At 62.0% G+C, this 24,631-nt stretch carries 24 protein-coding genes; 6 read left to right on the plus strand and 18 right to left on the minus strand.

Going from position 1 to position 24,631, the window contains the following annotated elements:
- Positions 1-271: 271 nt before the first annotated feature.
- Entirely contained in the window at positions 272-3,415 is a 3,144-nt protein-coding gene (gene putA / locus ACQ66J_RS04040) for a bifunctional proline dehydrogenase/L-glutamate gamma-semialdehyde dehydrogenase PutA (RefSeq protein ID WP_430430587.1), read from the minus strand.
- A gap of 669 nt (positions 3,416-4,084) precedes the next feature.
- Between putA and ACQ66J_RS04045 the strand changes: the two genes are divergently transcribed.
- On the plus strand, positions 4,085-5,161 hold the full coding sequence (locus ACQ66J_RS04045) for a glycosyltransferase family 4 protein (RefSeq protein WP_430432225.1): 1,077 nt from the start codon (positions 4,085-4,087) through the stop codon (positions 5,159-5,161).
- A gap of 76 nt (positions 5,162-5,237) precedes the next feature.
- Here ACQ66J_RS04045 and ACQ66J_RS04050 read toward each other — a convergent pair whose 3' ends face one another.
- The 4 genes from ACQ66J_RS04050 to ACQ66J_RS04065 all read right to left on the minus strand — a co-directional run bounded on the left by ACQ66J_RS04050 (position 5,238) and on the right by ACQ66J_RS04065 (position 8,689).
- On the minus strand, positions 5,238-5,897 hold the full coding sequence (locus ACQ66J_RS04050) for a DUF4167 domain-containing protein (protein WP_430430588.1): 660 nt from the start codon (positions 5,895-5,897) through the stop codon (positions 5,238-5,240).
- A 215-nt stretch (positions 5,898-6,112) separates the two neighbouring features.
- A complete protein-coding gene (prmC, locus tag ACQ66J_RS04055; RefSeq protein WP_430430589.1) occupies positions 6,113-6,943 on the minus strand; it encodes a peptide chain release factor N(5)-glutamine methyltransferase in 831 nt (276 codons plus the stop codon).
- Positions 6,944-6,966: 23 nt separating this feature from the next.
- Complete coding sequence (prfA, locus tag ACQ66J_RS04060) at positions 6,967-8,040, minus strand: peptide chain release factor 1 (RefSeq protein ID WP_375548358.1); 1,074 nt, start codon at positions 8,038-8,040, stop codon at positions 6,967-6,969.
- A gap of 64 nt (positions 8,041-8,104) precedes the next feature.
- The gene (locus tag ACQ66J_RS04065; RefSeq protein WP_430430590.1) at positions 8,105-8,689 is read right to left on the minus strand and encodes a TIGR00730 family Rossman fold protein; all 585 of its coding nucleotides are present in this window, start codon (positions 8,687-8,689) and stop codon (positions 8,105-8,107) included.
- Positions 8,690-8,872: 183 nt separating this feature from the next.
- Here ACQ66J_RS04065 and ACQ66J_RS04070 point away from each other — a divergent pair, with 183 nt between their 5' ends.
- Positions 8,873-10,009 carry a hypothetical protein gene (locus ACQ66J_RS04070; protein ID WP_430430591.1) on the plus strand — a complete coding sequence of 379 codons (1,137 nt, stop codon included), beginning with the start codon at positions 8,873-8,875 and terminating at the stop codon, positions 10,007-10,009.
- A gap of 24 nt (positions 10,010-10,033) precedes the next feature.
- On the opposite strand, the gene ACQ66J_RS04075 is transcribed toward ACQ66J_RS04070, so the two are convergent.
- Complete coding sequence (locus ACQ66J_RS04075; protein WP_430430592.1) at positions 10,034-10,378, minus strand: ArsC/Spx/MgsR family protein; 345 nt, start codon at positions 10,376-10,378, stop codon at positions 10,034-10,036.
- Between the two features lie 118 nt (positions 10,379-10,496).
- Between ACQ66J_RS04075 and ACQ66J_RS04080 the strand changes: the two genes are divergently transcribed.
- Complete coding sequence (locus ACQ66J_RS04080; protein ID WP_430430593.1) at positions 10,497-11,768, plus strand: serine hydrolase domain-containing protein; 1,272 nt, start codon at positions 10,497-10,499, stop codon at positions 11,766-11,768.
- Here ACQ66J_RS04080 and ACQ66J_RS04085 read toward each other — a convergent pair.
- Complete coding sequence (locus ACQ66J_RS04085) at positions 11,765-12,184, minus strand: MAPEG family protein (protein WP_375548353.1); 420 nt, start codon at positions 12,182-12,184, stop codon at positions 11,765-11,767. The genes ACQ66J_RS04080 and ACQ66J_RS04085 overlap by 4 nt on opposite strands.
- 191 nt (positions 12,185-12,375) lie before the next feature.
- On the opposite strand from ACQ66J_RS04085, the gene ACQ66J_RS04090 reads away from it, so the two are divergent.
- A complete protein-coding gene (locus tag ACQ66J_RS04090) occupies positions 12,376-12,786 on the plus strand; it encodes a hypothetical protein (protein ID WP_430430594.1) in 411 nt (136 codons plus the stop codon).
- Between the two features lie 24 nt (positions 12,787-12,810).
- On the opposite strand, the gene ispG is transcribed toward ACQ66J_RS04090, so the two are convergent.
- The 4 genes from ispG to ACQ66J_RS04110 all read right to left on the minus strand — a co-directional run bounded on the left by ispG (position 12,811) and on the right by ACQ66J_RS04110 (position 18,648).
- A complete protein-coding gene (ispG, locus tag ACQ66J_RS04095) occupies positions 12,811-13,953 on the minus strand; it encodes a flavodoxin-dependent (E)-4-hydroxy-3-methylbut-2-enyl-diphosphate synthase (RefSeq protein WP_430430595.1) in 1,143 nt (380 codons plus the stop codon).
- Between the two features lie 103 nt (positions 13,954-14,056).
- Positions 14,057-14,932, minus strand: a complete 876-nt coding sequence (locus ACQ66J_RS04100) for a helix-turn-helix domain-containing protein (protein WP_375548350.1) — start codon at positions 14,930-14,932, stop codon at positions 14,057-14,059.
- A gap of 75 nt (positions 14,933-15,007) precedes the next feature.
- Positions 15,008-17,314, minus strand: coding sequence for a phosphoenolpyruvate--protein phosphotransferase (gene ptsP / locus ACQ66J_RS04105; RefSeq protein WP_430430596.1), 2,307 nt, complete (start codon positions 17,312-17,314; stop codon positions 15,008-15,010).
- Positions 17,315-17,412: 98 nt separating this feature from the next.
- Positions 17,413-18,648 carry an aspartate kinase gene (locus ACQ66J_RS04110; protein ID WP_430430597.1) on the minus strand — a complete coding sequence of 412 codons (1,236 nt, stop codon included), beginning with the start codon at positions 18,646-18,648 and terminating at the stop codon, positions 17,413-17,415.
- A gap of 169 nt (positions 18,649-18,817) precedes the next feature.
- On the opposite strand from ACQ66J_RS04110, the gene ubiG reads away from it, so the two are divergent.
- Positions 18,818-19,582: a bifunctional 2-polyprenyl-6-hydroxyphenol methylase/3-demethylubiquinol 3-O-methyltransferase UbiG gene (gene ubiG / locus ACQ66J_RS04115; RefSeq protein WP_430430598.1), complete on the plus strand. Its 765-nt coding sequence runs from the start codon at positions 18,818-18,820 to the stop codon at positions 19,580-19,582.
- A gap of 53 nt (positions 19,583-19,635) precedes the next feature.
- On the opposite strand, the gene ACQ66J_RS04120 is transcribed toward ubiG, so the two are convergent.
- The 4 genes from ACQ66J_RS04120 to ACQ66J_RS04135 are packed head-to-tail and all read right to left on the minus strand — an operon-like array spanning position 19,636 to position 22,024.
- Entirely contained in the window at positions 19,636-20,064 is a 429-nt protein-coding gene (locus ACQ66J_RS04120; protein ID WP_430430599.1) for a DUF1178 family protein, read from the minus strand.
- Positions 20,061-20,903 (minus strand): carbon-nitrogen hydrolase family protein, encoded by an 843-nt coding sequence (locus tag ACQ66J_RS04125; protein WP_430430600.1) that lies wholly within the window; start codon positions 20,901-20,903, stop codon positions 20,061-20,063. The genes ACQ66J_RS04120 and ACQ66J_RS04125 overlap by 4 nt, the downstream gene beginning before the upstream one ends.
- Positions 20,900-21,166, minus strand: a complete 267-nt coding sequence (gene grxC / locus ACQ66J_RS04130) for a glutaredoxin 3 (protein WP_022700293.1) — start codon at positions 21,164-21,166, stop codon at positions 20,900-20,902. Before grxC ends, ACQ66J_RS04125 begins: the two co-directional genes overlap by 4 nt.
- A 60-nt stretch (positions 21,167-21,226) precedes the next feature.
- The gene (locus ACQ66J_RS04135) at positions 21,227-22,024 is read right to left on the minus strand and encodes a ComF family protein (protein ID WP_430430601.1); all 798 of its coding nucleotides are present in this window, start codon (positions 22,022-22,024) and stop codon (positions 21,227-21,229) included.
- On the opposite strand from ACQ66J_RS04135, the gene ACQ66J_RS04140 reads away from it, so the two are divergent.
- Positions 22,000-22,950, plus strand: a complete 951-nt coding sequence (locus ACQ66J_RS04140) for a methyltransferase domain-containing protein (protein ID WP_430430602.1) — start codon at positions 22,000-22,002, stop codon at positions 22,948-22,950. The two genes, ACQ66J_RS04135 and ACQ66J_RS04140, sit on opposite strands and share 25 nt — an antisense overlap.
- A 1-nt stretch (position 22,951) precedes the next feature.
- On the opposite strand, the gene ACQ66J_RS04145 is transcribed toward ACQ66J_RS04140, so the two are convergent.
- From ACQ66J_RS04145 to ACQ66J_RS04155, 3 genes are read right to left on the minus strand one after another with little or no spacing between them, the layout of a single operon-like run.
- Positions 22,952-23,116, minus strand: coding sequence for a Flp family type IVb pilin (locus tag ACQ66J_RS04145; protein ID WP_375550194.1), 165 nt, complete (start codon positions 23,114-23,116; stop codon positions 22,952-22,954).
- On the minus strand, positions 23,113-23,538 hold the full coding sequence (locus ACQ66J_RS04150) for a (deoxy)nucleoside triphosphate pyrophosphohydrolase (RefSeq protein WP_375548342.1): 426 nt from the start codon (positions 23,536-23,538) through the stop codon (positions 23,113-23,115). The genes ACQ66J_RS04145 and ACQ66J_RS04150 overlap by 4 nt, the downstream gene beginning before the upstream one ends.
- A 60-nt stretch (positions 23,539-23,598) precedes the next feature.
- Positions 23,599-24,591, minus strand: coding sequence for a peptidylprolyl isomerase (locus ACQ66J_RS04155; protein WP_430430603.1), 993 nt, complete (start codon positions 24,589-24,591; stop codon positions 23,599-23,601).
- Positions 24,592-24,631: the final 40 nt, after the last annotated feature.

Genomic DNA, 24,631 nt, shown 5'->3' on the forward strand with positions numbered 1-24,631 from the left:
GCATCTGACCTGCGAGAGGTCGTTTTCCCGCGCGCTGCTTAAGAAAAACCTATACATGGTGTGCGGCTTCCCCCGGAAACCGCAACATATAGTGCTTGGGTCCTGTCAGACCGTCAACGGGTCAAACCGGCCCCGAGCCGCTTTTTTCGTAAACAAAGTCCTACCAGAAAACGCTCCGGGCCCGGACTCGTTAAGGAGTCCGGGCCCGGGGATAAATGCGGTTTCTTGTGGATATCTGGCGAGAGCGCCGATGCCCCTATTGGCGGTCGGGTTAACCCAGAGACAGAAGTTCGGGATCGCCGCCCTGCGCCGCCACGTTAATGGTGACCGTATGCTCGGATGCGAACCGGTAGATATAGTGGGGGCCGCCCGCCTTGGGACCCGTACCTGACAAGCCTTCGCCGCCAAAGGGCTGCACGCCCACCACCGCACCGGTGATGTTGCGATTCACATAGCAGTTGCCCGCCGGCACGATCGCGCGCACCCGCTCAGCGAATCGATCCAGGCGGCTGTGCACGCCCAAAGTCAGCCCATAGCCCTTGTCTGCGAGCTGACGCGCCACGGTCTCAAGCTCTGACCGCTTGTAGCGCAGCACATGCATGATCGGGCCGAACTTCTCATCGGTCAGCTGATCCATTGAGGTGATTTCCACCAGGGCCGGCGAGAAGAATCGCCCTTTGGCCGCCAGCTCATCGCTCAGCGGCGCGCGGTGCAGCACTTTGGCCTCGGAGGCCATACGCTCCACATGGCTTTCGAGCATGGCATAGGCGTCTGCGTCGATCACCGGGCCGATATCCGTGGACGCGTCCGCCGGATCACCCAGCTTGAGCATATCCATCGCGCCCTTCAGACCCTCGATCAGATGATCGCCGATCTCGTCGGGAATCAGCAGCAGGCGTAAAGCCGAACAGCGCTGCCCGGCCGAGCCGAAGGCGGAGAGAATCGCATCATCGATCACTTGCTCATGCAGAGCGGACGTATCAACGAACAGGCCGTTCAAGCCGCCCGTCTCGGCGATCAGCGGCACGATCGGGCCGTCTTTGGCCGCCAGCGTCCGGTTGATGATTCGCGCCACGTCGGTGGAGCCGGTGAACGCGACGCCGTCCACACCCGGCAGTCCGGTCAGCGCCGCGCCAATTTTCCCGTCACCGGGAATCAGATGCAGCACGCCTTCAGGCAATCCGGCTTCGAGATAGAGTTTGACCGCTTCAAACGCGATCAGCGGGCTTTGTTCTGCAGGCTTGGCCAGCACGCTATTGCCCGCCGCCAGAGCCGCCGCCACCTGACCGGTGAAAATCGCCAGCGGGAAGTTCCATGGGCTGATGCACACAAAGACGCCGCGCCCGCCCAGGCCCAGATGGTTGGTCTCGCCTGCAGGTCCAGGCAGTCGCACCGGCTCGCCGAACTTGGTCTCCGCCTCGACAGCGTAATAGCGCAGGAAGTCCACGGCCTCGCGCACTTCCGCCACGCCGTCCAGCAAAGTCTTGCCGGTTTCCCGCGCCATCAGGGCGAGCAAGCGGTCGGTGTTCGCTTCGAGGCTGTCGGCCATGTCGCGCAGGATTTTCGCGCGCGCCGGACCGCCCTTGGCGTTCCAGCCCGGCTGGGCGTCTCGCGCGGCTTTATAGGCGCGCTCCACATCATCTTCGGTGGATTCATGCAAGGTGGCGACCTGAAAGCCCTCATCAGCGGGGCTCGTCATCGGCGCGCCCCAATCGGTCAGCGCCTCGCCATTGATGATCGGCCCGCAGGGATAGGGCGCATTGGCGTCAAACGCCGCTTGTGCGTCCGCCAGACGCTCACGCACCGCCGACTGCGTCAGGTCCATCCCTTTGGAGTTCAGGCGCGCGGGACCATAGAGCTTGGGCGGAATGGAGATGAAGGGATGCCGGTCCAGGGTCGGGGCGGCCTTGAACGGGCCGCTGGCCACGTCTGCGGCGGGCACGTCTTCATCCAGGAACGCATGAACGAACGAGGTGTTCGCTCCGTTCTCCAACAGGCGCCGCACCAGATAGGGCAACAGGTCTTCATGACTGCCTACGGGCGCATAAACGCGCACGGCGCCCAGATCGGGGAACGCCTCGGCGGCGGCGGCGTAAAGCGGCTCGCCCATGCCGTGCAGGCGCTGGAATTCATAAGGCGGATTGCCGGTCTCGGCCGCGATCTGACGCACCGCGCACAAAGTGTGCGCATTATGCGTGGCGAATTGTGGGAAAATGGCGTCGGGCGCAGCCAGCATCACGCGCGCGCAGGCCAGATAATTGAGATCCGTCGCCGGCTTGGTGGTCCAGACCGGGAAATCGGGCTGGCCGTTCATCTGGGCGAATTTGATCTCGGTGTCCCAATATGCGCCTTTCACCAGGCGCACCATGAACCGGCGACCGCAATCCTGGCCCAGCTCGATCAGTTTCTGCAGCACCGCAGACGCGCGCTTTTGATAGGCCTGAATCACGATGCCGAGGCCATCCCAGCCCGCCAGGGACGGATCACGCGCAAGCTTGTCGAAAATCTTCAGCTGAATGACCAGACGATCGCTCTCTTCCGCATCCAGGCTGAAACCCAGATCGGCGGCTTTCGCGGCTTGCGCCAGCTCCAGCGCCCGCGGGTAGAGCTCGTCCATCACCTGGTCTTGCTTGACCGCAAGATAGCGCGGATGCAGCGCCGTCAGCTTGACGCTCACACCGTCCACATCTTCGACGCCGCCCGTCTGGCGCTTGGCGGCGACGGCCTGGATGGCGTCGAGATATTTCTTTTGATAGCGCTGCGCGTCGGCATCCGTGCGCGCGCCCTCACCCAGCATGTCAAAGCTGAACAAAGGCTTCACCGCGCCATAGGTTTTCCAGCCGCGTCCGCGCTTGATCGCGCCTTCAATGGTGCGGCCCAGAACGAATTGCTCGCCCAAAATGCGCATGGCGCGCCGGGTGGCGGTGCGGATGACCGGCTCACCAAGGCGGCTGGCCATCTGCTTGAAGTACTCGCCAGGATTTTTCTGCGCGCCTTTGTCCACCTTCAGGATGGAGCCGGTCATCATCAGCCCCAGGGTGGAGGCGTTGACCAGCCAGTTATCAGACTTCCACGCGTGCTCGACCCAGGACCCCGATCCGATCTTTTCTGCGATCAACGCGTCAGCGGTCTCTGCGTCCGGCACACGCAACAAAGCTTCGGCGAGGCACATCAGCGCCAGACCTTCTTTATTGCTGAGACCGAATTCCTGCAGGAAGCTTTCCATCAACCCGCCGCCATGGCGGGTGGCGCGAGCGCGCTCGACCAGATCGATCGCTGCGTCACCCGCCGCCTGGCGCGCCTGCGGGCTGAGGCCCACAGCATCATCCAGCAGGCGGGTCGCCTGACGTTCATCAGCGAATTTCTCGCCGTCCAAAACGTCCCAATCGATATTCACGTCTGTCCAATCACGCATGGTCGAAACCCTCTCGAACCCAGAGCGGCCGGCGCATCCGGCCCTGTCACCCATGACAATGCTTGCTCAAGACATAGAATTCAAGTCCCGCTATTAGAAGTCAGTACAAGTCCGCACAACGTCGCACCGCAGCATGATTGAATAGAATTTATTTTGAGCTGAAAACATATAAGTTGATTTTAGTATTTTCAATTACAGAGCAAAGGTCGCCCTTGAACCCTGAGCTTTACTTCGCCGCAGATTTTAATGGCAGCAATCTTGAACCAGCCACGCCTCGCAATCGAAATTTTCTATTTCAATCAGTTCGCAAGTCTTTGTATAGTTTTAAAAATCTATTTATCTCGACGTGTATACAATGGAATGACGCCCCGCTCTCATCGCGAAATCTGCAAAGTCTGATTTTTTGGCGGATCGCCTCCTGCAGACACGTCCTCCTTTGATGATTTCAGCCTCTGCCCGCGCTGCGCTGCGTTCACGCAGACAAGGCTTACTCACATCACCAACGACCGGACGCCGCCATCGTTCCACAACGCCGCCAAAACCCCACCCAAAGCCTCTCAGCCAGAGCGTCTGGCGCCGACAGCCCTTCGACAAACGGCTAAAACACGCTAAACCGGCGCGAAGAGACACAAGGTTCTGGAGATCCGTCCCATGGAGGAAAGCGCTCCGCTGCGCATACTGCTCGTCACCGATGCGTGGGAGCCTCAGGTCAACGGCGTCGTCCGCACGCTTTCACGCACCGTGGAAGAATGCCGCGCCATGGGCCATGAGGTGGAGGTGATTCACCCCGGCCTCGGCTTCAAGACCTTCCCCCTGCCGACCTATCCCGAGATCAAGATGGCGGTCGGTGCGCGCAAGGATCTGGAAGCCCGGTTCAAGGCATTTGAGCCAGAAGCGATTCACATCGCCACCGAAGGCTCTCTGGGTCAGGCCGCGCGGGCGATCTGTCTGAAGTGGAAGCTGCCCTTCACCACCAGTTATCACACCAAATTTCCCGAGTATGTGAATGCGCGTTTGCCGTTCATTCCGATCTCGGCGGGCTATTGGTTCATGCGGCGCTTCCACAATTCGGGCAATCGGCTGATGGTCGCCACCCCGTCCATGCGTGACATGCTGACCGAGCGCGGCTTCAACAACATCACCCCCTGGGCGCGCGGCGTGGATACGGAACTCTTCCACCCTGACAAGCGCCATATGGGCGGGGAAAGCGTCTATGAGGGACTTCAGGGTCCGATCTTCGTCTATATCGGCCGTGTGGCCGTCGAGAAGAATATCGAATCCTTCCTTGATCTCGACCTGCCCGGCACGAAAGTCATCGTCGGCCCCGGCCCGCAGCTTGAAGAGCTGAAGAAAAAATATCCTGAGGTCGTCTTCACCGGCAACAAATCAGGCGACGAACTGGCGCGCCATTTCGCGGACGCCGATGTCATGGTCTTCCCCAGCTTCACCGACACATTCGGGCTGGTGATTCTGGAATCCATGGCCACGGGCACGCCCGTCGCCGCCTATGTGGCAAACGGACCCAAGGACATCATTCCAGGCTCCAAGGCAGGATCGGTGAATGATGATCTGAAAACAGCCTGTCTGGAAGCGCTGGACATGAAGCGCGAAGACTGTCGCGCCTACGCCGAGAAATACTCCTGGCGGTCCTGCGCGGAAGAGTTCGTCCAGAACCTCAAACCCCAGCCCCGCCCCGAGCGCCGTCGTTTCTGGCGTCGCCTGCGTCGGCTGGGACGCCGCGGCTGATCAGAGCATCGCTCCTGAACACAAAAAAGGCTGGAGCATCGCTCCAGCCTTTTTTCGTGCATCTAATCTGAAGGGCTCAGGCCGCCTCGCCTGCATCCTTCTTGGATGAGCTTTTCTCACCTTCGCCATCAGCCGCGTCGAGCGCTTTCTGGGCGTCCACATCCGCTTTCGGGCGACGGGTGCGGGTGCGCTTTTTCGGCTTCTCTTCTGTCGAAGGCTGGTTATCGCCCTCTTCAGAAGGCGTCGAAGATGAAGCACCAGAGCTTTCAGGATCAACCACCTGCAGCGGATCATCGCTGCTGGACGGCTCGTCCCGGCGACGGCGACCGCGCGGACGGCGCTGGCGTGGCGCTTCCTCAGTCTGGCTGGAGCCTGACGCGTTGTCAGAGCCGGCGTCGTTCTGGCCTTCAGCGGCCTCATCCGCCCCGTCTGCGTCGTCCTGATTGCCGTTATTGTCCTCGCGCTCATCGCGCTTGGGCTGGTTGGCCTGAACGATCCGCAGATAGTGCTCGGCGTGCTGATAATAGTTTTCAGCCATCACCCGGTCCCCGGCGGAGGACGCATCGCGGGCAAGCTGCATGTATTTGTCGTAGATATGAGAGGGGGCGCCCCGAACTTTTACGTCCGGCCCATTGCTCTCATACGAGCGGTTGCTGGGCGATCCGGGCTTTCGCCCTCGTCCGCGTTGACGCTTCATGTTCAAGAACCTGATCTCTTTTCGGGTTGTTGATACCATTGAGGCCGACACGACACCGCGAAATTCGCGTCTATCGACGCGAGCGCAATCAAGATTGCGTCCGAAATCGATAGCGTGTGGGCCGATCGGTCAGCGGGGCGCTCGGTAATCGCGTCAGGACAGCCCCTGCCCCGACATGCATCACCCGCTGGACTTGTCCGCACCCTAGACGCAGCTGCAGGCAGATTCCAACACTTTTCTGCACGCATATGCGCTCAGTGCGGGAAGCTCAGGCTGATAACCCGGTCATTTCCGGCCAAATCCTTCAAGATGCTGACCTCTTTAGCGCTGGCGTCAAGCGCCGCCTGACGCGCCATGGCGCCTTGATCATACCCGATCTCGAACAAAGCCAGCCCGCCCGGCTTTAATAGGCGGGCGGCCTCGGCGAACAAGTGCGGATAGGGTCCGAATCCGGTCACGCCGCCGTCAAGCGCCAGCCGCGGCTCGAAGACCCGGACTTCCGGCTCCAACGTCTCAAGCACATCCGTTGCGATATAGGGCGGGTTGGACACCACAAGGTCAAAAGCGCCCGAAACGCCGTCCGCCCAATTACCAGACTGAAAGCGCACCCGGTCGGTCAATGCCGTGCGCACCGCATTCTCCGCTGCGACCTTCAAAGCCGCTTCACTCAAATCTGTCGCCAGTCCCGAAGCGTTCGGAAACTCGCTCAACAAGGCCAGAATAATAGCGCCAGACCCCGTGGCGATATCGAGCATCCGCACGGGCGCTGACCGGTCCGGAAAGGCAGCCAGCGCCGCTTCGATCACCGTCTCGGTGTCCGCACGCGGGGTCAGCACATCACGGGTGACTTTCAGCTCCAGCGTCCAGAAAGGCTGTACGCCGAGAATGTGCGACAGCGGTTCGCGCTGTTCGCGACGGGCCACGAACGCGTCAAACTGTTCACGCTCTTCAGAGGGCATGGGCTGCGTCATCTCGGTGAGCAAGCGCGCCGGACTCAGATCGCTGGCCGCCAATAGCAGGCGCCGCGCTTCATCGGCTGCATCCTCCAGCCCCGCCGCGCTCAACCGTTCAACAGCAGAACGCAAACGCGCAGCCCGGGTCACCCCGTTCAAGCGTCTTCCATCGCCGCAAGTTTTGCGGCCTGGTCTTCAGCGAGCAGCGCGTCGATGACTTCATCCAAGGCGTCGCCGGACAGGATCTCGTCGAGCTTGTAGAGCGTGAGGTTGATCCGGTGATCGCTGACCCGCCCCTGGGGGAAGTTATAGGTGCGGATGCGTTCAGACCGGTCGCCCGACCCCACCTGACCTTTGCGCTCTGCGGCGCGGGCCTCGTCCTTTTCCCGGCGCTCTTTTTCATACAGGCGAGTCTTGAGCACCTGCATGGCGATGGCGCGGTTCTGGTGCTGGGATTTCTCCGAACTGACCACGACGATGCCCGAAGGAATATGGGTCATGCGCACCGCTGATTCAGTCTTGTTCACGTGCTGACCGCCCGCGCCGGACGCCCGCATGGTGTCGATGCGCAGATCTTCGTCCTTGATCTCGATCTCGACATTTTCAGGCTCGGGCAGCACGGCGACCGTCGCGGCGGAGGTGTGAATGCGACCGCCCGATTCTGTGACCGGGACGCGCTGAACCCGGTGGACGCCGGATTCAAACTTCATCTTGCCGAACACGCCCTTGCCCTTCACCGAAGCGATGATCTCCTTGTAGCCGCCGACTTCCGCCTCGCTGGCTTCGACCACTTCGACCTTCCAGCCCTGATTGGAGGCGTAGCGCTCGTACATGCGGAACAGATCGCCGGCGAACAGCGCCGCTTCATCGCCGCCCGTGCCGGCGCGAATCTCGATCATGATCGACGCGTCGTCATCGCGATCCTTGGGGATCAGCAATAGCTGCAAGTCCCGCTCAAGTTCCGGCAGGCGCTTTCTGAGATCCTGGCGCTCTTCTTCGGCCAGCTCGACCATGTCCTTGTCAGAGCCGTCCTCGATGATGGCGTCGGCTTCCGCAAGGCTGTCACGCGCGGTTTTCAACTCGCGCGCCTTCTCGGCCACCGTCTTGAGTTCGGCGTGCTCTTTGGAAAGCGAAACGATCTCTTCTGGATCAGCGGCGGCGCCCAAGCGCGCCTCGACCTGATCGAACCGGTCGATGACCTGGTCCAGTTTTGCGTCCTGAATACTCATGTTTGATCAGTTACGCCCGGCAAGAGGATTTGGAAAGGGTGTGGGGCTGTAAACTCGCTTGGGCCTAGACCTGCCCCGCCGCCAGCGTGGCGATCATGCCGGGATGTTCGAAGGCTTCAAATTGCTCAAGTAGCTCTTCAATGGACTCGCCGCGCATGAGCATGGCGCGATGCTTGCCCAACAAAAAGCCTTCCTCGGTCATGTGATCGATGAATTCGAGGAGCTTGTCATAATAGCCGTTCACATTGAGCACGCCGACCGGCTTTTCATGACGACCCAGCTGAGACCAGGTCCAGACCTCAAACAATTCTTCCATGGTGCCAATGCCGCCGGGCATGGCGATGAAGGCGTCAGACGCGTCCGCCATCTTCAGCTTGCGCTCATGCATGGAGGTGACGATGTGCATGTCCTGCACGCGTGGATGGGCGATCTCTTTTTGATGCAGGAAGTCGGGAATGACCCCGTAAACCTGGCCGCCCGCATCAATGCAGGCGTCCGCCACAAGGCCCATCAGCCCCACCTGACCACCGCCATAGACAAGACGAATATCGTTTTGAGCCAGTTTCACGCCCACCGCTTTCGCGGCCTGGGCGTATTCGGGTGCGGCGCCCGGATTGGAGCCGCAATACACACAGATAGATTTTTTCATGCCTAGGGATTTAGCGCCCTGGCCCGGGGACGGAAAGATGTTTTGTATTTGCAGCCCAGCTCTCACACAGCTGACACCACAAAAATCACCCAAAGGGGGATTTTTTCTCTTTTGGATTGTGCTTCGAAGTCCGAAGTTATACAGCTCCTGATAGCGCAAAACGCGCGCACAGGGAGATAAATCATGCAAATCGAACATCATGGAGACGTGCAACCGGCAGACTTCGCCATGCAGGTCATCGAGCGTTTGAACGCCCGTTACGGGGTCAGGCTCGACCTGATCCTGACAAACCCGGCGCTCAGCCTCTCCGAACGCCGCCGCACGGCTCAAGCCATGCTGATCGAAGCGGCGGTGGAACAAGTTTCGCGCGCCGAGGAAGACAGCAATGAGGAGCCGTCAGAGCTGGCGCCCGAATTTGAAGCCATGCTCAAAGCGGACGGAGATGCGGTCGAGATCGAACCCAACTACATCGTCTCCGAACACAATGCCGAAGTCATCGCCACATATCGCGGCCAGGACCTTTATGATTACGTCTTCACGCTGACCAAGCGTTTCGAAAACATGTCGGCCGCCAAAAGCGAGGGGCAACTGGCGATCGAAATCGTCTCGGGCGGCCTGGTCTCGGTGGGCGTGCCCATGGCGTTCTACACCATCAAGGCGCTGCGCGCCGGCTCTGCGCTTCTCGGCGCGGTGAAGATCGGCGTGACTTCACTGGGGATGAAAACAGCCATCGCGACCGTCGTCATTATTCTGGTCGCGTTCCTGCTTTACCTGCTGCTTGAAAATCCGAAAAAGATCCTGGGCATTGTTCTGAACAACACCGACCAGAATTTCGTCGTCAACAACTGGCGCAAAGGCCTGGACGGAGATAGCGGCTCTGATCTCTACATGGCCCATGGCGAGATGAAATCGTTCATGCAGGATAATGAGACCGGAGATCTGGATTCTCCCAAAGTCCAGCTCAAATCGCGCTTCTTCTTCTCGCCAGGCGATCCGGACAATTCAGTATGCGCCGGCGTCTTTTTCGCGGACCGTAATTTCGGGTTCCGCGGGTCAGAAGGCGTGATGGTCTTTTCGTCCAAGGAAAAGTCTGATCTCAGGGTCGCGCTTCAGTTCGCTGTGCCTTACACCAAAGATAACGGCACCAATATCAAGACGCTGGACAAGGCTCCGAGCGACATGGATGCCCTGTTCCGGGATATGTACAACGGACGCAAGGTTCACATCGCCCGGACCGAGAAGGATCTGCGGCTTGAATCCACCGTCAACGACGCCCGCGGCGGCGTGGTGGCGCTCATTAGCTGCATAACCCAACTCTAGAGATCGAGCCTGTGCGGGCTGGCGTCAGCGTGATGTCAGCCCGTGCTCGATCGCATCAGACCAGCCAACCGTCACCGCGTCGCCAGTCTCGATGACCGGGCGTTTGATCAGGGTCGGATTCTCGACCAGAAGCGCCGCTGGATCCGTATCGGCCCGTGCGCGCTGACCCTCGTCGAGGCTGCGCCAGGTGGTGGAGCGAGTATTGATCAGCGCCTTTGCTCCCACAGCCTCAAGCCAGACCGGGACGCGATCCGCCAGATCCGCTTCGGCGCGGATATCTACAAACTCATGCGCGACGCTGTTCGCCTGCAGGGCTTTCACAGCCTTCTTGCAGGTATCGCAGTTTTTGAGTCCGAAAATAGTGATCATGGCGGGCCCTATTGGTCTAAAATGGTCTCTTGAGCATCATATGGGTTCGATACGCAGGTTCGAGACACTGCGTGAACCTCGAAGTCTGCCGAAACGACCTAAGCGCATGGGAAGTGTCATGAAAGTCTTGAAGCGCATCTTGTTGCTGTTGGCCAGCCTGGTCGGGATGACGGTCGCGCTGGCTCTGGGCGTCGCGCTCTGGGTCAGCATCAACGCCCAACTGGGATGGAAGGATCTGCCAGACGAGGCTGCACCGCAATATGCGGAGGTCTTTGATGATCGTTTTGCAGATGTCTCAGAACCCGCCCTGGCGCTGCTGGAGGCCATGAGACGCGAAGAAGGCGTTCCTGGCGCAACGGCAGCCGTCGCCATTGACGGCCAGCTCGTCTGGGCGGCAGGCGTCGGCTGGGCTGACCTGGCCGCGAACACGCCGGCCACCCCGCAAACCGTTTTCCGCATTGGCTCCACGTCAAAAGCCATGACCGCGACCGTGATGGCCAGACTGACTGAAGCAGGCGTGCTGAATGTCGATGACACAGTCGCCGCACACGTACCGGCGCCGCTCAATCCGGACTGGGCGCCGATGACGGTCGCGCAATTGCTCTCTCACACGGCTGGATTCCCAGGGTATGAAGAGAACACAGACTGGGCAGGCGTTTACTCCAGCCTGCGCATGGTGCGCCAATATGACAGCATCGAAGCGGGATTACGCCTGGTTGACGGCTCCGAGCTCCTGTTCGCCCCCGGCGAGGATTTTCATTACAGCTCGTTTGATGTGAATCTCGCCGCCTTTGTCGCAGAACAGGCGTCAGGTCAGGACTATGCGACTCTGCTAGAAGAAAACGTTCGCACGCCCCTGGGTTTGGACACGCCCGTCCTCGCCGATTTCGGAGCGGCCCCGGACACTGTGTCCCGGTTCTATCTGATCCGCGAGCAAGGACAGTACCGAAATCGCGGGCAGGTCAATGTCAGCCAGAGATGGGCCAGTGGAGGCCTTTACGGCCGCTCGATCGATCTGGTGCAGGTTGCGAGCGCCTGGCTGGATGAGGAGTTCATCTCCGAAACCACGCGCGAGCAGTTCTGGACACCCATGCGCCTCAATTCAGGCGAGGTGAACGAGCAAATCTATGCGCTTGGCTGGCGGGTGAACCCGGAAAGCACGACCCGGTTTGGCGAGGCGGCGCCGGTGCGGATCGTCCATCATGGCGGGGTCAGCCGAGGCGCGATGAGCTGGCTGATCCTCTATCCCGAACTGGGCATCGCCGTTGCGGTGAACATCAACACGCAGACCGATGAGTTCGGTGATTTCTCGAGCGTAGAGCCTCAGATCACACGCCTGTTCGCCGAGGCCGTCGGCCGCACGCCCGAAGGCGCGCGGCTTCCGGACTAGACCATCACCGCAATCAGATTGCGCACGGCGATCACGATCAGGACCACGCTTGACAGGGCGAAGAGCGCGAACCGGACGGGGATGAAATTGATCGTCGCCTGGAAGAGGCTGTGCACGACGCGCAGAATCACATAGGCCCAGGCCAGCCCCACATTCAGCGGATCCGCCACACCGACCAGATGGCTGTAGGTCGCCAGTGCGTAGAAGACGACCGGCTGCTCATGAAGGTGGTTATAATTATCCGCGACCTGACGCACTGAGCGCGGCAACACGTCGAGCTGGGACTTTTCCTTCAGCTCGGCGGGTTTGATCCCCGCCTTCTGCATCGCGGGAATGCGGGTGGCGTACATCCACAGCCACATCACCAGGGTCCAGCTCGCCAGCATCAGCACCGGCGTCATCATGGATTGAAACATCTTTGAACTCCCCTTGAAGGCCGCTCTTGGGGCGGCTCAGGGCAAAGCTAAGCGCATATTCGGCTTCATGGAAAGCGGCGCACGTGACCGCCGGCTCCCCTATCAGGACAGGTTATGGCATTATTCACGCTTCCGGCGAGGACGCGCGCATGGACAGGGTGCGTGAGAGGCCGGGTGAAAGGGAGGATCCAATGAGACTGATCAAAGTGCTGATTGGCGTCATCGCCGCCATCACTCTGGGGGCAGGCGGCTTTATTCTGATGACCGCCAGCGCCAGTGACGCCACGCTGCGCGAGAGCGCCGCTCAACGGGCGCCGGCGCGCGCCATGCAACGCCGCGAACCGGTCGCGCCGCCTGAGCACACCCGCACCTATGTCGGCCAGAGCCCGGCCACGACCCTTCAAACCGGAGCAGACGGCATGACGCCCGTCCCGGAGTATGATTGCAGTCACGCCAACGGCCAGGTGCAAGAGTGCTGGTGCGATGAGCCGCTCGACTGCAAGGATATGGTCCTGAACGGCCCGTGCGGCGATGACGATATCTGGTGGACCAGTGGAGAGAGCACGCTGGGATGTTCGATCCAGGCCTCTAACAACAATTGATCGCGGCCGGCGGCGGGGGCATGACTACTCCGCCGCCGCTTCGGACGCCTCGCGTTCGGCGCGCATCTTGGCGGCCTTGTCCTCGACGGCTTCGACGATGCGCTCGATCATGGTGTCGTTTGAGACTTTTTCGTCCGCCTGGCCGGCGAAATAGAGCATGCCCGAGCCCTTGCCGCCGCCGGTGAATCCCAGGTCCGTATAGGCGGCCTCGCCCGGCCCGTTCACCACGCAGCCGATAATCGACAGCGAGATGGGCTCGGAGATGTGCTCAAGCCGGTGTTCCAGCGCCTCGACGGTCTTGATGACGTCAAAGCCCTGCCGCGCACAGCTTGGGCAGGCGATGATGTTCACGCCGCGGGTCCGAAGCCCCAGGGATTTGAGGATGTCATAGCCGACCTTGATCTCTTCCACCGGGTCCGCCGAGAGCGAGACGCGAATGGTGTCGCCGATCCCGGCCCACAGCATGGACCCCATGCCGATCGAGCTTTTCACCCCGCCCGTGCGCAGACCGCCCGCTTCCGTAACGCCCAGATGCAAGGGCGCGTCGGTGGCCTCGGCCAGCGCCTGATACGCCGCCACAGTCAGGAAGACGTCTGACGCCTTCACCGAAATCTTGTATTCGCGAAAATCGAGATCTTCGAGGATGCGCGCATGATTGAGCGCGCTTTCCACCATCGCGTCCGGGCACGGTTCGCCATATTTTTCCAGAAGCTCGCGCTCAAGCGAGCCGGCGTTCACCCCGATGCGGATCGAGCAGCCATGATCTCGGGCGGCCTGAACCACATCGCGCACCCGGTCCATCGAGCCGATATTGCCCGGATTGATCCGCAGGCAGGCGGCGCCCGCCTCGGCGGCCTCGATGCCGCGCTTATAGTGAAAATGGATGTCGGCGACGAGGGGCACCTTGGCGGCTTTCGCGATCGTCTTGAACGCGGCGGTCGAGTCCGTGTCCGGGCAGGATACGCGCACAATGTCTGCGCCCGCCTCTTCCAGCGCCCGGATCTGGTTGATGGTCGCATTGGCGTCAGTGGTGAGCGTATTGGTCATGGACTGCACCGAGATCGGCGCATCGCCGCCCACAGCCACATCGCCCACATGGATCTGGCGGCTCCTGCGGCGGTCAATCATCCGCCAGGGCCGAACTTTGGTGTGATCTTCAACCGCCATGATCGCCGCCTCGCTTGGAGCAGGGTTTCAGTCTGACAGGGATATAAGCGCTGGAATGCGGTTAAGCGAGCCCCGCAGGCCGAGGCTGTCTCGGCAGCAACAGCTAGCCAGCGTCAGCTTCACGCAACGCCGTGAGCACAAATTCGGCGGCGGAGATATTGTCCACAGCCTGTCCCGGCTCGCCCAGCGGGCCCATGGGCCGGCCGGCAGCCCGCACCAGGACCGCGCCAGCGTCATTGGTCGAAATGGTCAAGCCCGGCTCGTCCGGCGCGCGATAGAGCTCGCCCGGCTCAAGCTCACGCGCGGCAAGGATACGGCCTGACGCGTCGCGAACTTCGATATCCACCCGACCGCCAGCCTCAAGAACCAGCGTATTGCCCGCATGGGCGTCAGGCAGGCCGGACCAGATGGCGGCGCGGGTCGGCGCGCCGGAGCTTTCCAGCTCCACAAGCGGTGTTTCAGCGCGCATCAGCGCGTCCATGGGCGCCGCTGCGCCAGCGAACGCTTCAGCGCGGGTCACGTAATTGCCGTACCAGCCCGCTGCGACGACCACGCCGCCCAGAATGAGCACGGCGCCGACCAGGCCGCGCGGCAGCTTGATCTCACGACGCTCCTGCGGCGCGGTCGGCTCGCCGCGACCGGCGTCGCAATCCACTTCTTCTTTGAACTGGCGGACGCAATCGGCCACGTCCAGCCCGAGAAAGGCGGCGTAGGTGCGCAGATAGCCCACGGCATAAGCTTTTGACGGCAGGCCGCGGGAATCCATCGCTTCAAGAGCGTCCAGATAATCACGTTTGATGCGGGTGCGGGCGGAGGCGCTATCCAGGGTCAATCCGGCGTGAGTCCGGCTCAGTCGCAGGCGCTCGCCCAAGCTGACGCCTTCCAGCGCCGGTGCGGGCGCGCTGAACACTGCGTCGACAGGCACAAAGCCTGTATCGTCTGACGTCGGTTCGTAATCGCGCATCTTCGCGTTCGCCATTTCCTGCGTCACAGTGGACGCTCCCCTCATAAGTGTGGCACCCCAGCCTCACTCAAGACTATTCAACCAAATGCTTTAGTTTTTATCAACAACTTCTCGCGGCAAACCGATTTCTTTTCCAGCTTGGAGCATCCGATCCCGCAAAGACGGAGCCCCAATTTTCACGCCCTGCTGAATTTCAGCATCCAGCCAAGGCGTCAAAAGGCTCAGATCGCATCCCGCCAACGCCTGCTTGACCGGCCCAATGGATCCCGCCGCCATGGACAGGCTGCGATATCCCAGCGCCGCCAGGACGCACGCCTCAAACGGCTGGCCCGCCAGTTCACCACAGACATTCACAGGTTTGCCGTAAGCGTCACACGCTTGCCGAACATCCTTAAATAACCGTAACGCTGGCGCGCTTATCGGGTCATACCGGTCTGACACGCGCGGGTTTTGACGATCTGCTGCGAAGAAATACTGCATCAGGTCATTGGCCCCGACCGACACGAAATCCGCGAGCTCAAGACACGCGTCCGGCGCAAACGCCACCGCAGGCGTCTCCAGCATCAGCCCGACGCGCAGCTCATCAGGCGCATCATGTCCGTGTCGACGCGCCAGATCGAGCTCACGCTCCAGCACGTCACGCGCCGCAGCCAGTTCTTCAGCGACCGAAATCATCGGGAACAGCACGTTGAGGGTCCGCCCTCCCGAGGCGCGCACCAGCGCCCGCAGCTGGTATCGGGTCAGCGCAGGCCGATCGAGCCCCATGCGCAACGCCCGCCAGCCCAAGGCTGGATTGGGTTCGCGCATGGACGAGATGAAGGATGTGACCTTGTCGCCGCCCAGGTCGAGCGTGCGAAACACGACGGGCTTGTCTCCAGCCGCATCATACACCGCCTTATACAATTCGATCTGCGCGCTGAGTCGCGGCAGCGTATCGGCCACCATGAACTGAAATTCCGTGCGGAAGAGCCCCACGCCTGACGCGCCTGTGTCTTCAAGTCGGTTCATCTCGACCAGAAGCCCCGCATTCATGCCCAGCGTCATCTCCTGGCCGTCACCCGTTTTCGCAGGCGCATCGCGCAGATGCTCGAACGCCCGCTGTCGTTCGGCCAGCATGGCGATCCGCTCGCCATAGGCTGTGGTCACCTCGTCATTCGGGCGCACATGCAAGAGCCCGAACTCACCGTCCAGAATGACGCTGTCGCCCTCTTCCACCCGATCAAGCGCGCCTTCGAGCCGCCCCACCATCGGAATGCCCAGAGCCTTGGCGACAATGGCGGCGTGACCGGTGACGGAGCCTTCCTCGACGGCGATGCCGGCGAGACGCGAACGGTCAAATTCCAGAAGTTCCGCCGGCCCAACCGAGCGCGCCACGATGATCGCGTTCTCGGGCAGGCTGTCCTCTTGCGTCTCTTCGGTGCGCGCGAGATGTCGCAGCAGCCGGTTGGCGAGGTCTTCAAGATCGTGAAGACGTTCCTGAAAGTGCGCATCGCGCGCTTTCATCAGGCGCGCACGGTGTTCGTTACGAACCCGCTCGACCGCCGCTTCCGCCGTCAGACCTGCCCGGATCGCCTCGCCCAACTGATTGAGCCAGCCGCGGTCATGGGCGAACATGCGGTAGGTTTCGAGCACTTCACGCGAGGGCGTGCCGATGGGCACGCGCCCGGAATCCAGCAGCTGATCGACCGAGCGCCGCAGACGCGTGACCGCTTCGTTCAGACGCACTTCTTCCGCCGCCGCGTCATCCGCCACCAGCCGGGTGGAGAGCACATGCGGCTCATGCTTCACCGCCACGCCGCGCACCACGCCCGCTGACAGGGCCAGGCCCTGAAAACGTTCAGGTTTGGACAGGCGCACTTCGAGCTCGGAGAAAGCTTCCGCCTTCACCAGTTCGCCTGACGTGACGATTTCCGCCAGCAGCATGGCCACGGTCTGAAGGGTTTCGATCTCTTCTTCAGTGGTCGGCCGCATCGCCACGGTTTGCGCCGTCAGGACGCCCACCAGACGACCGCCGCGCAGGATCGGCACGCCCACAAAGCTCTTGAAGGGCTCCTCGCCGGTTTCCGGTTTGTAGGAAAAGCTGGGGTGAGAAGGCGCATCCTCGACCGTAAAGGGGCGCGCCCGGCGCGCCACCTCGCCCACAAGGCCTTCGCCGGCGTGCAGGCGCACCCGGTGTACGGCCGACGGGTCCAGGCCATGGGTCGCTGACAGTTCAAGCGCGCCAGACGGCCGCATCAGATAGATCGAGCACACATCCGCGCCCGTCTCTTCCGCAATGATGTCGGTCAGCCGGTCGAGACGCTTTTGCGCATCCTCCTGGGCCGCCATCAGGTCGCGGATACGGCTGAGCAAACGGCGAGGGCCGCGCACGGTCGTGGACAGGCTTTGAGGCGTCATGGCGATCTGTCAGGCATCCTGTCTGGGGCCGCAGCAGGCGGAGCGCGCCCGCCTGAGTCCGGTTTCGGGGGATACAGGCAATGTTTGAGGGGGGTTCGTCAAGCCTTGGGCGGCGCCGCGCCCAACCTGTAGGCGCTGTGCAACGCACGCACTGCGTGTTCGAGAAGGTCTGCATCCACAAGCGCGGAAATCTTGATCTCGCTTGTCGCCGTCATCCGCACCGCGATGCCTTCGCGCGCCAGCACGGCATACAGCGTGCGCGCCACATCCGCTCGGCCCCGCAACCCCGTGCCCACGACCGAGACCTTGGCGAGGCCGGTTTCAGAGCGCACCTCCAGCCCATTGGGCCGGGCGGCGTTTTCCGCCGCCGCCAGCGCGCGCGGCAAGTCGCGCCCCGCCACCGAGCATTCCACCACAGAACCGCCCGAGCGGGCGCGAGCCTGCACGATCATGTCCACATCCACATCCGCGTCCCCAAGCGCCGCGAACAGAAGCTCCGCCGACTGGGGCCCCTCGCCGCCATGCAGCGACAAGCGCGACTGATCACGGACATAGGCGACGCCTGACACAATGCGCTTTTCCGCAATCGCCGTTTCAGGCGTGACTTCAGTCCCCGCGCTCGTCCCGGCCGGCAAGAAGCTCGACTTCACGCGCAACGTCACGCCCTTCGCCTTGGCGTATTCGACCGAGCGGGTCTGCAGCACTTTCGCGCCCATGGCCGCCAGCTCCAGCATGGCGTCATGGCTGATGCGTTCGACCCGGACCGCTTCGGGCGCGATGCGCGGATCTGTGGTGAAAACCCCATCCACATCGGTGTAGATGTCGCACTCTGCGCCCACAGCCGCGGCGACCGCTGCAGCGCTCAGATCCGTGCCGCCCCGGCCCAGGGTCGCGAGACGCCCGTTCGCGTTGAGCCCCTGATAGCCGGCTACGACAGGGATCACGCCCGCGGACATCATCTCATCAAGAGATTCGCCATGAATATCGGTGATCTTGGCGCTGCCCGGCGGGCCTTCCACCAGGATCGGCAGGCTCCAGCCCATGACGGCTTCGGAATTAAAGCCTTCGCGCTTGAGCGCGAGCGCCATCAGCGCCGCGCTCGCCTGCTCGCCCGCCGCCAGAACCGTATCGGTTTCAACCTCGCCCAGCCCGCCGCCCAGCGCTTCAGCCGCGCTTAGCAAGCGGTCGGTTTCGCCCGCCATGGCGGACACCACGACGGCCACCTGTTTGCCTTGTCGCGCTTCGGCGGCGACGATGGAAGCGGAGTGCGCAATGCGCTCAGGGTTCGCCATAGAGGTGCCGCCAAATTTCAGCACGAGACGGGGCGTAGCCATTAACATCCTCCAAACACACGACAATCAGCGGCAGAACGGCGCTCTGCGGCGCAACGGGCTCGATAATCGCGGGAGATGAGACCATATTGCGGCGCAATAGGTACAAAACCGGCGAAACCAGCGCAAATGTGCATCTGCTGTTCTCCGCCGGGATGCGAAGGAGCCCATCATGGCCCAGGCCGAAGCCCCGACCCACTTGTCCACGCCCTCGATTGATCCCGAGGAAGTCGAGAAATTCTCCCGCATCGCCGGCGAATGGTGGGATCCGAAGTCGAAATTCGCGCCCTTGCACAAATTCAACCCGGCGCGCCTGACCTATATCCGGGAGCTGCTGAGCCGCCACTTCAATACTGAGGGCGCCGAGCCGCTCAAGGGCCTCAAGGTGCTCGATATCGGTTGCGGCGGCGGACTGGTTTCCGAACCCATCGCCCGGCTGGGCGCATCCGTGACGGCGGTGGACGCCGCAGAAGCCAACATCAAGACCGCACTGGTGCATGCCGAGGAAAACGGCCTGACCATTGATTACCGCCACGGCACCGCCGAGCAATTGCTCGAAGAGGGCGGTCCGGAACAGTTTGACGTGGTGCTCAATCTCGAAGTGGTCGAGCACGTGGCCAATCCCGAGACCTTCCTGCGCGATTGCGCCAAGATGGTGAAGCCGGGCGGCATCATGATCGTCGGCACGATCAACCGCACGCCGCGCGCTTTCGCCACCGCCATCTTCGGCGCGGAATATGTGCTGGGCTGGCTGCCGCGCGGCACCCACCGCTTCAGCAAGCTCGTCAAACCCCAAGAAGTGCGTAAAGCGCTCCAGGCTGAAGGGTTGAAACCGATGGAGCCGGTGGGTGTGAGCTATAATCCGCTGAAAGATATGTTCTTCATCTCATCAGATTCCGGCGTGAATTATCTGATGGCGTCCGAGAAACCAGCCTAGATCGCGATCTGGGGCCGATTGGTCCGACGAGCCGGTCTGCGTTCACGCTGGCGTCAGTTCGCCTTCTTGGGCGGCGTCGGCGTGAAGGGTTCGGGCAAGGGCGCGCAGGGCACGCCCTCTTCACTCAGCTGTTCGCGTTCTTCAGCGGTCGTCTCGCCATAAATCAGCCGCTCGGGCGCATCGCCCTTATGGATGGCGCGCGCTTCACGGGCGAAGCGCTCGCCCACATAATCAAAATTGGACCGGATATGCGCCTGGACCTGACGCGCGAGAGTTTGAAAATCAGGCGCGCTATTGGCGGTCGCTTCAGTCTTGCGGGACGTCCGCACCGAAGGCGCCATCAGTTGTTTTGAGACCTCAAGCGAGCCGCAGGTCGGACACTCGACAAAGCCACGCTCATTCTGGACGTCATAGTCTTCCGAGTTGCGGAACCAGGCCTCGAACGCATGCCCGTCCGCGCAAGACAAGGCGTAGCGGATCATGGACCGGCGAACTCCTGGTCATTGCGGAGCGAAGGAATACGGCTGCGCGCGGATGCGACCTCATCAAGGTCGATCTCGGCATGAAGCACGCCCGGTTCATCATGATCGAGATGGGCGATGACCTCGCCCCAAGGGCCGATCACCATGGAATGCCCCCAGGTCTTGCGCCCGTCCTCATGCTTGCCGCCTTGGGCCGGCGCCAGGATGAAGCTGCCGGTCTCGATGGCGCGGGCCCGCAGCAAGGTCTCCCAGTGCGCACGGCCCGTGGGACGGGTAAAGGCGCTCGGCACGGAGATCATTTGCGCGCCCGCCTGGGCGAGGCGGCGATAAAGCGCAGCGAAACGCACGTCATAGCAAATGGTCAGCCCCAGCTGCCCGCCCGCCGCTTCGGTCAGCACGGCCCGGTCGCCCGGCGCGTAATTGGTGGATTCAGAATAGGTCTCGCCGCCGCCCAGCGCCACATCGAACATGTGGATCTTGTCATAGCGGGCTTTGAGTGCGCCATCCGGGCCAAAGAGATGCGAGCGATTGACCGCGCGGTCGCGACCATCGTCAGATGTCGCACCGCCCTTGAGCGCCATGGAGCCGATCAGAAGATCAATCCCGAGCGAGTCCGCGAGATCGGCGAAGCGCACGATGGCGGGCTCCACCTCCGGCGTATGGATCTGGTCGAACAGGCGTTCTGCATCCTTTTGCACCAAAGTCGTGGTCTCTGGCGTCAGGACAAAAGTCGCGCCATTGGCCGCCGCTTCGCGGATCAGCGCTTCGGCGTCATCCAGATTGCGCTCCGGGTCGGTGCCGGAGCGCATCTGTATCAATGCGAGTTTGATCGCGCTCATAGCGCTCCTTCAGTGCGTAGCAGATCGTCCAGTTTGCCCGCGCGTTCCAGCGCCATCATCTCATCGCAACCGCCCACATGGGTCTCCCCAATGAAGATTTGCGGGAAGGTCCGGGCGCCGTTGGCGCGGTCCACCATTTCCTTTTTCTTCTTCACATCAAAGCCGGCGTCAATCTCTTCAAACGAGACGCCTTTCTTTTTGAGAAGCGAAACAGCGCGCACGCAATACGGGCACATAGGGCGAGTATAAAGGGTGACGGCCATGTCAGGCCCTCCTTGTTTTCAAGTCAATCTCAGGGGAGCGGGGTGTCCGCATTCGTCCTGTTATGTAAGCGGGTCCACGGGTTTAACAACGCGCGCCAGCGTGATCGCGGTCACATCTTCGGCGCCGGCCCGTTTAAGAACCCTTGCACACGCCTGCAGTGTTGCGCCGGTGGTATGCACATCGTCCACAAGGACATAACGCCGCCCCTCGATGAAAGGTTTCGCGTTTTTCTGAATACGGAACGCGCCCGCCACATTGCGCTGGCGGGCCTTGCCGCTGAGCCCGCCCTGGCTGGGCGTGGCGCGCGTGCGCACCACCAGGTTCGGCTCCACGGGCAATGAGGTGACCTCCGACACCGCGCGCGCCAGCAGGAAAGACTGGTTGAAACGGCGGCGACGCAACCGGCTAGCATGCAGCGGAATGGGGATCAGCCCGTCCGCCCCGTCCAGCGCATCACGTCCGGCCCGCGCCATCCAGCGCCCAAAGACTTTCAGCCCGTCCGTGCGCCCGGCATGTTTGAGCATCAGGACCAGGCGCCGGCTTTCGGCGTCATAGACAAAGGCGGAGCGCATGCGGCGGCAGGCCGGCTCTTGCGCGGCGCACGCCCCGCACAAGGCGCCCTTGCCGATGGGATAGTCAAAGGGCAGCCCGCAGCTTTCACACCAGGGCGCGTCCAGAAAGCGCACCTCTGACCAGGCCTCGGCGGACAATTCTCCGGGCGCAGCGACAGGATCGCCGGTGATCGGGCAGAGCGGCGGCCAGACCAGATTCGCGCAGACGCGCCACAGCCCCAAGGCTTTGCCTGACAGCGCATTGGGTCCATATCTGCCCCATGACCCCGGTAACGCTGATTTCATCCAAGCCCGCCCCGCAACCCGAAGACGGGCCGCCTGTCCTGTTTGACCGGCGCTTGCTGGCCCGTCGCCGGGATCGCGCCGCCTCTGAGTTTGCAGCATACGACTTTTTACACGCCCGCGCTGCCGATGATCTTCTGGATCGCGTGGAAAGCGTGAGCCGGGATTTTGAAACCTGCCTGGTCCTGGGTGGCGGGGGCACGGTGGGTCGCGCCTTGAAAGACCGCCCGAAGGCGCGGCAGAAAATCACGCATCTGATCGAAACCGACCTGTCCCCGCGCATGGCGGGATTGAGTGAACAGACCGCGGTCTGCCTGGATGAGGAACAGCTGCCCATTGCACCTGAAAGCGTCGATCTGGTGCTGGCCTGCCTCAACCTGCACTGGACCAATGACCTTGTGGGAGCGCTGATCCAGATCAATCACGCGCTGAAGCCCGACGGATTTTTCGCCGGCGCGATTCTGGGCGGATCGACGCTGACCGAACTGCGCCAATGCCTGAAAAGCGTTGATGACGCCGACCCCGCGCCGCGTCGCGTTTCGCCCTTCGCCGATACGGTGGATATGGCGGGCTTGCTCAGCCGGTCCGGTTTCGCCCTGCCGGTGTCGGACGTGGACCGCGTGAAAGCGCGCTACGGAAATTCGTTCGTTTTGATGCGCGATCTGCGCGCCATGGGCGAAACCAATGCGTTGATCGAGCGTCCGCGGACGCCCGCGACCAAAAGCTTCTTTGTGAAAACCGCTCAGGCTTATTCAGAGCGCTTTGCGGAAGAAGACGGCAAGGTTCCTGCGACGTTCGAGATCATCCATTTCGCCGGTTGGGCGCCGCATCCCGACCAGCCCAAACCCAAACGCCCCGGCTCAGCGAAAGTGCGCCTGGCTGACGCTTTGGGCGTCACCGAGCACAAATCCGGCGATATCGCGGGCTAGCTCAGCCCGCCTCGCCAGACGCGGTGCTGATCGTCGTGCTGACCATTTGCAAAAGCTGCCAGAGCTGATCGCCCAGCAAAGACACGGCGGTGATCACGACAACGCCCAAAAGGCCGACGATCAGGCCGTATTCAATGGCCGTCGCGCCACGCTCATCGCGGATCAGCCGACGCGCGCACCGACCAGCCTGTCGCGCAATTCCGCCGCCAGAGGCTTGTCGGCGGGCGGCATGGGATACTCGCGAAACTGGTCGGGCCGCGTCCAGACAATTTTCTGTCCCTCGGCGGGATGGATGAATCCGTCCCAGCGTCGGCAGACAAAGAGCGGCATAAGAAGATGCCCCCCGCTCTCGAGCGGTTCGGACGCAAAGGCGAACGGCTGCAGACATTGCTCGCATGGTTCGATCCCCAGCTCTTCGCGCAATTCGCGCACGAGAGCCTGTTCAGGCGTTTCACCCGGTTCAACCTTGCCGCCCGGGAACTCCCACAGGCCTGCATGCTGTTTGCCGGTCGGGCGCTGAGCCAGCAGGACACGTCCATCCGGGTCCACAAGCGCGCACGCCACGACTAGCAACAGATTTGAACTCATATCAGTAGACCGTTTGGGTTAAAGCGGAGTTGGGAGACAGGGTGTATGCGCCATTAAGGCTTAGGGCGCATCCTCGCCCGGCGCCTCTTCTGGCGTATCAATGTCCGCTGGCGGGACCGTCGCAGGCTCCGTCGTGCGCAGAGCGCTGGGCGCCTGCCCGGCGACCCGGGTCACGGGATAACGCTCGCGCAGCACCTCCAGAAGATCGTCTATGCCCTGCAAGGTCAGGAAGCGGATGATGTTGGGCCGCACCTCGTCCAGGCTTTCACGCGGCTGGAGACGGCGGTCCATCACCTGCAAGACGTGCCAGCCATATTCGGTTTCAAACGGCGCGCTGACCTCGCCCTCGCCGGTGTCAAACGCCACTTGCGCGAAGCCGGTGAGAATGCCGGAACGGGTGAAATAGCCCAAATCCCCGCCGCTGAAGCGCGTGGCGAGATCCCGGCTCACTTGCGCCGCCAATTGTCCGAAATCACCGCCTTCAGCCAGAAGGCGCGCGACCTCGTCCGCCTCCTCGCGGGTCTCCACCAGGATATGACGCGCCCGGATCTCTTCGGTGCGCGGAGCGAGGCGGCTTTGCTCCTCGTACACCTGCTGGACCGCGTCGTCGCTGACCGCAGATGCAATGGCGTTCTCCACCAGGATATTGCCCAGAATGCGTTCTTCAGCGGCGGCGAGCCGACGCCAGGCTTCGTCCTCGTCCTGAATGTCGCGCGCCACAGCTTCCAGAGCCAGAAGCCTCTGATCGATCAGGTCTGACAGCGTATCGCGGAACTCCTGATCGGATGGGCGCAAGGCCTGCGGATTTTCAATCAATCCCAAAGCGGCCGCTTCACGGCGCACATCGTTGATTGTGATGACCGTCCCGCCCACGCGCGCGGCGATCTGTGATTGCTGCGCGTCACGGTCCGCAGTGAAGCGCAGTCCTGACTGTAACGAGGTGGCGCTGGAGGGCTGAGATTCTTCAACCCCTTGCGGGTTACAGCCCGCAATAAACGCCATTGTGATGAGTGCGACTGCTACACGCAGTCGGCGGGCTTGATTGACAGTCAATCAGGGCCTCCTTAAGTGACCTTTGACCTTATACGACGTG

Origin of the sequence: Oceanicaulis sp. (assembly GCF_965284345.1) — a bacterium.
GTDB lineage: Bacteria > Pseudomonadota > Alphaproteobacteria > Caulobacterales > Maricaulaceae > Oceanicaulis > Oceanicaulis alexandrii_A.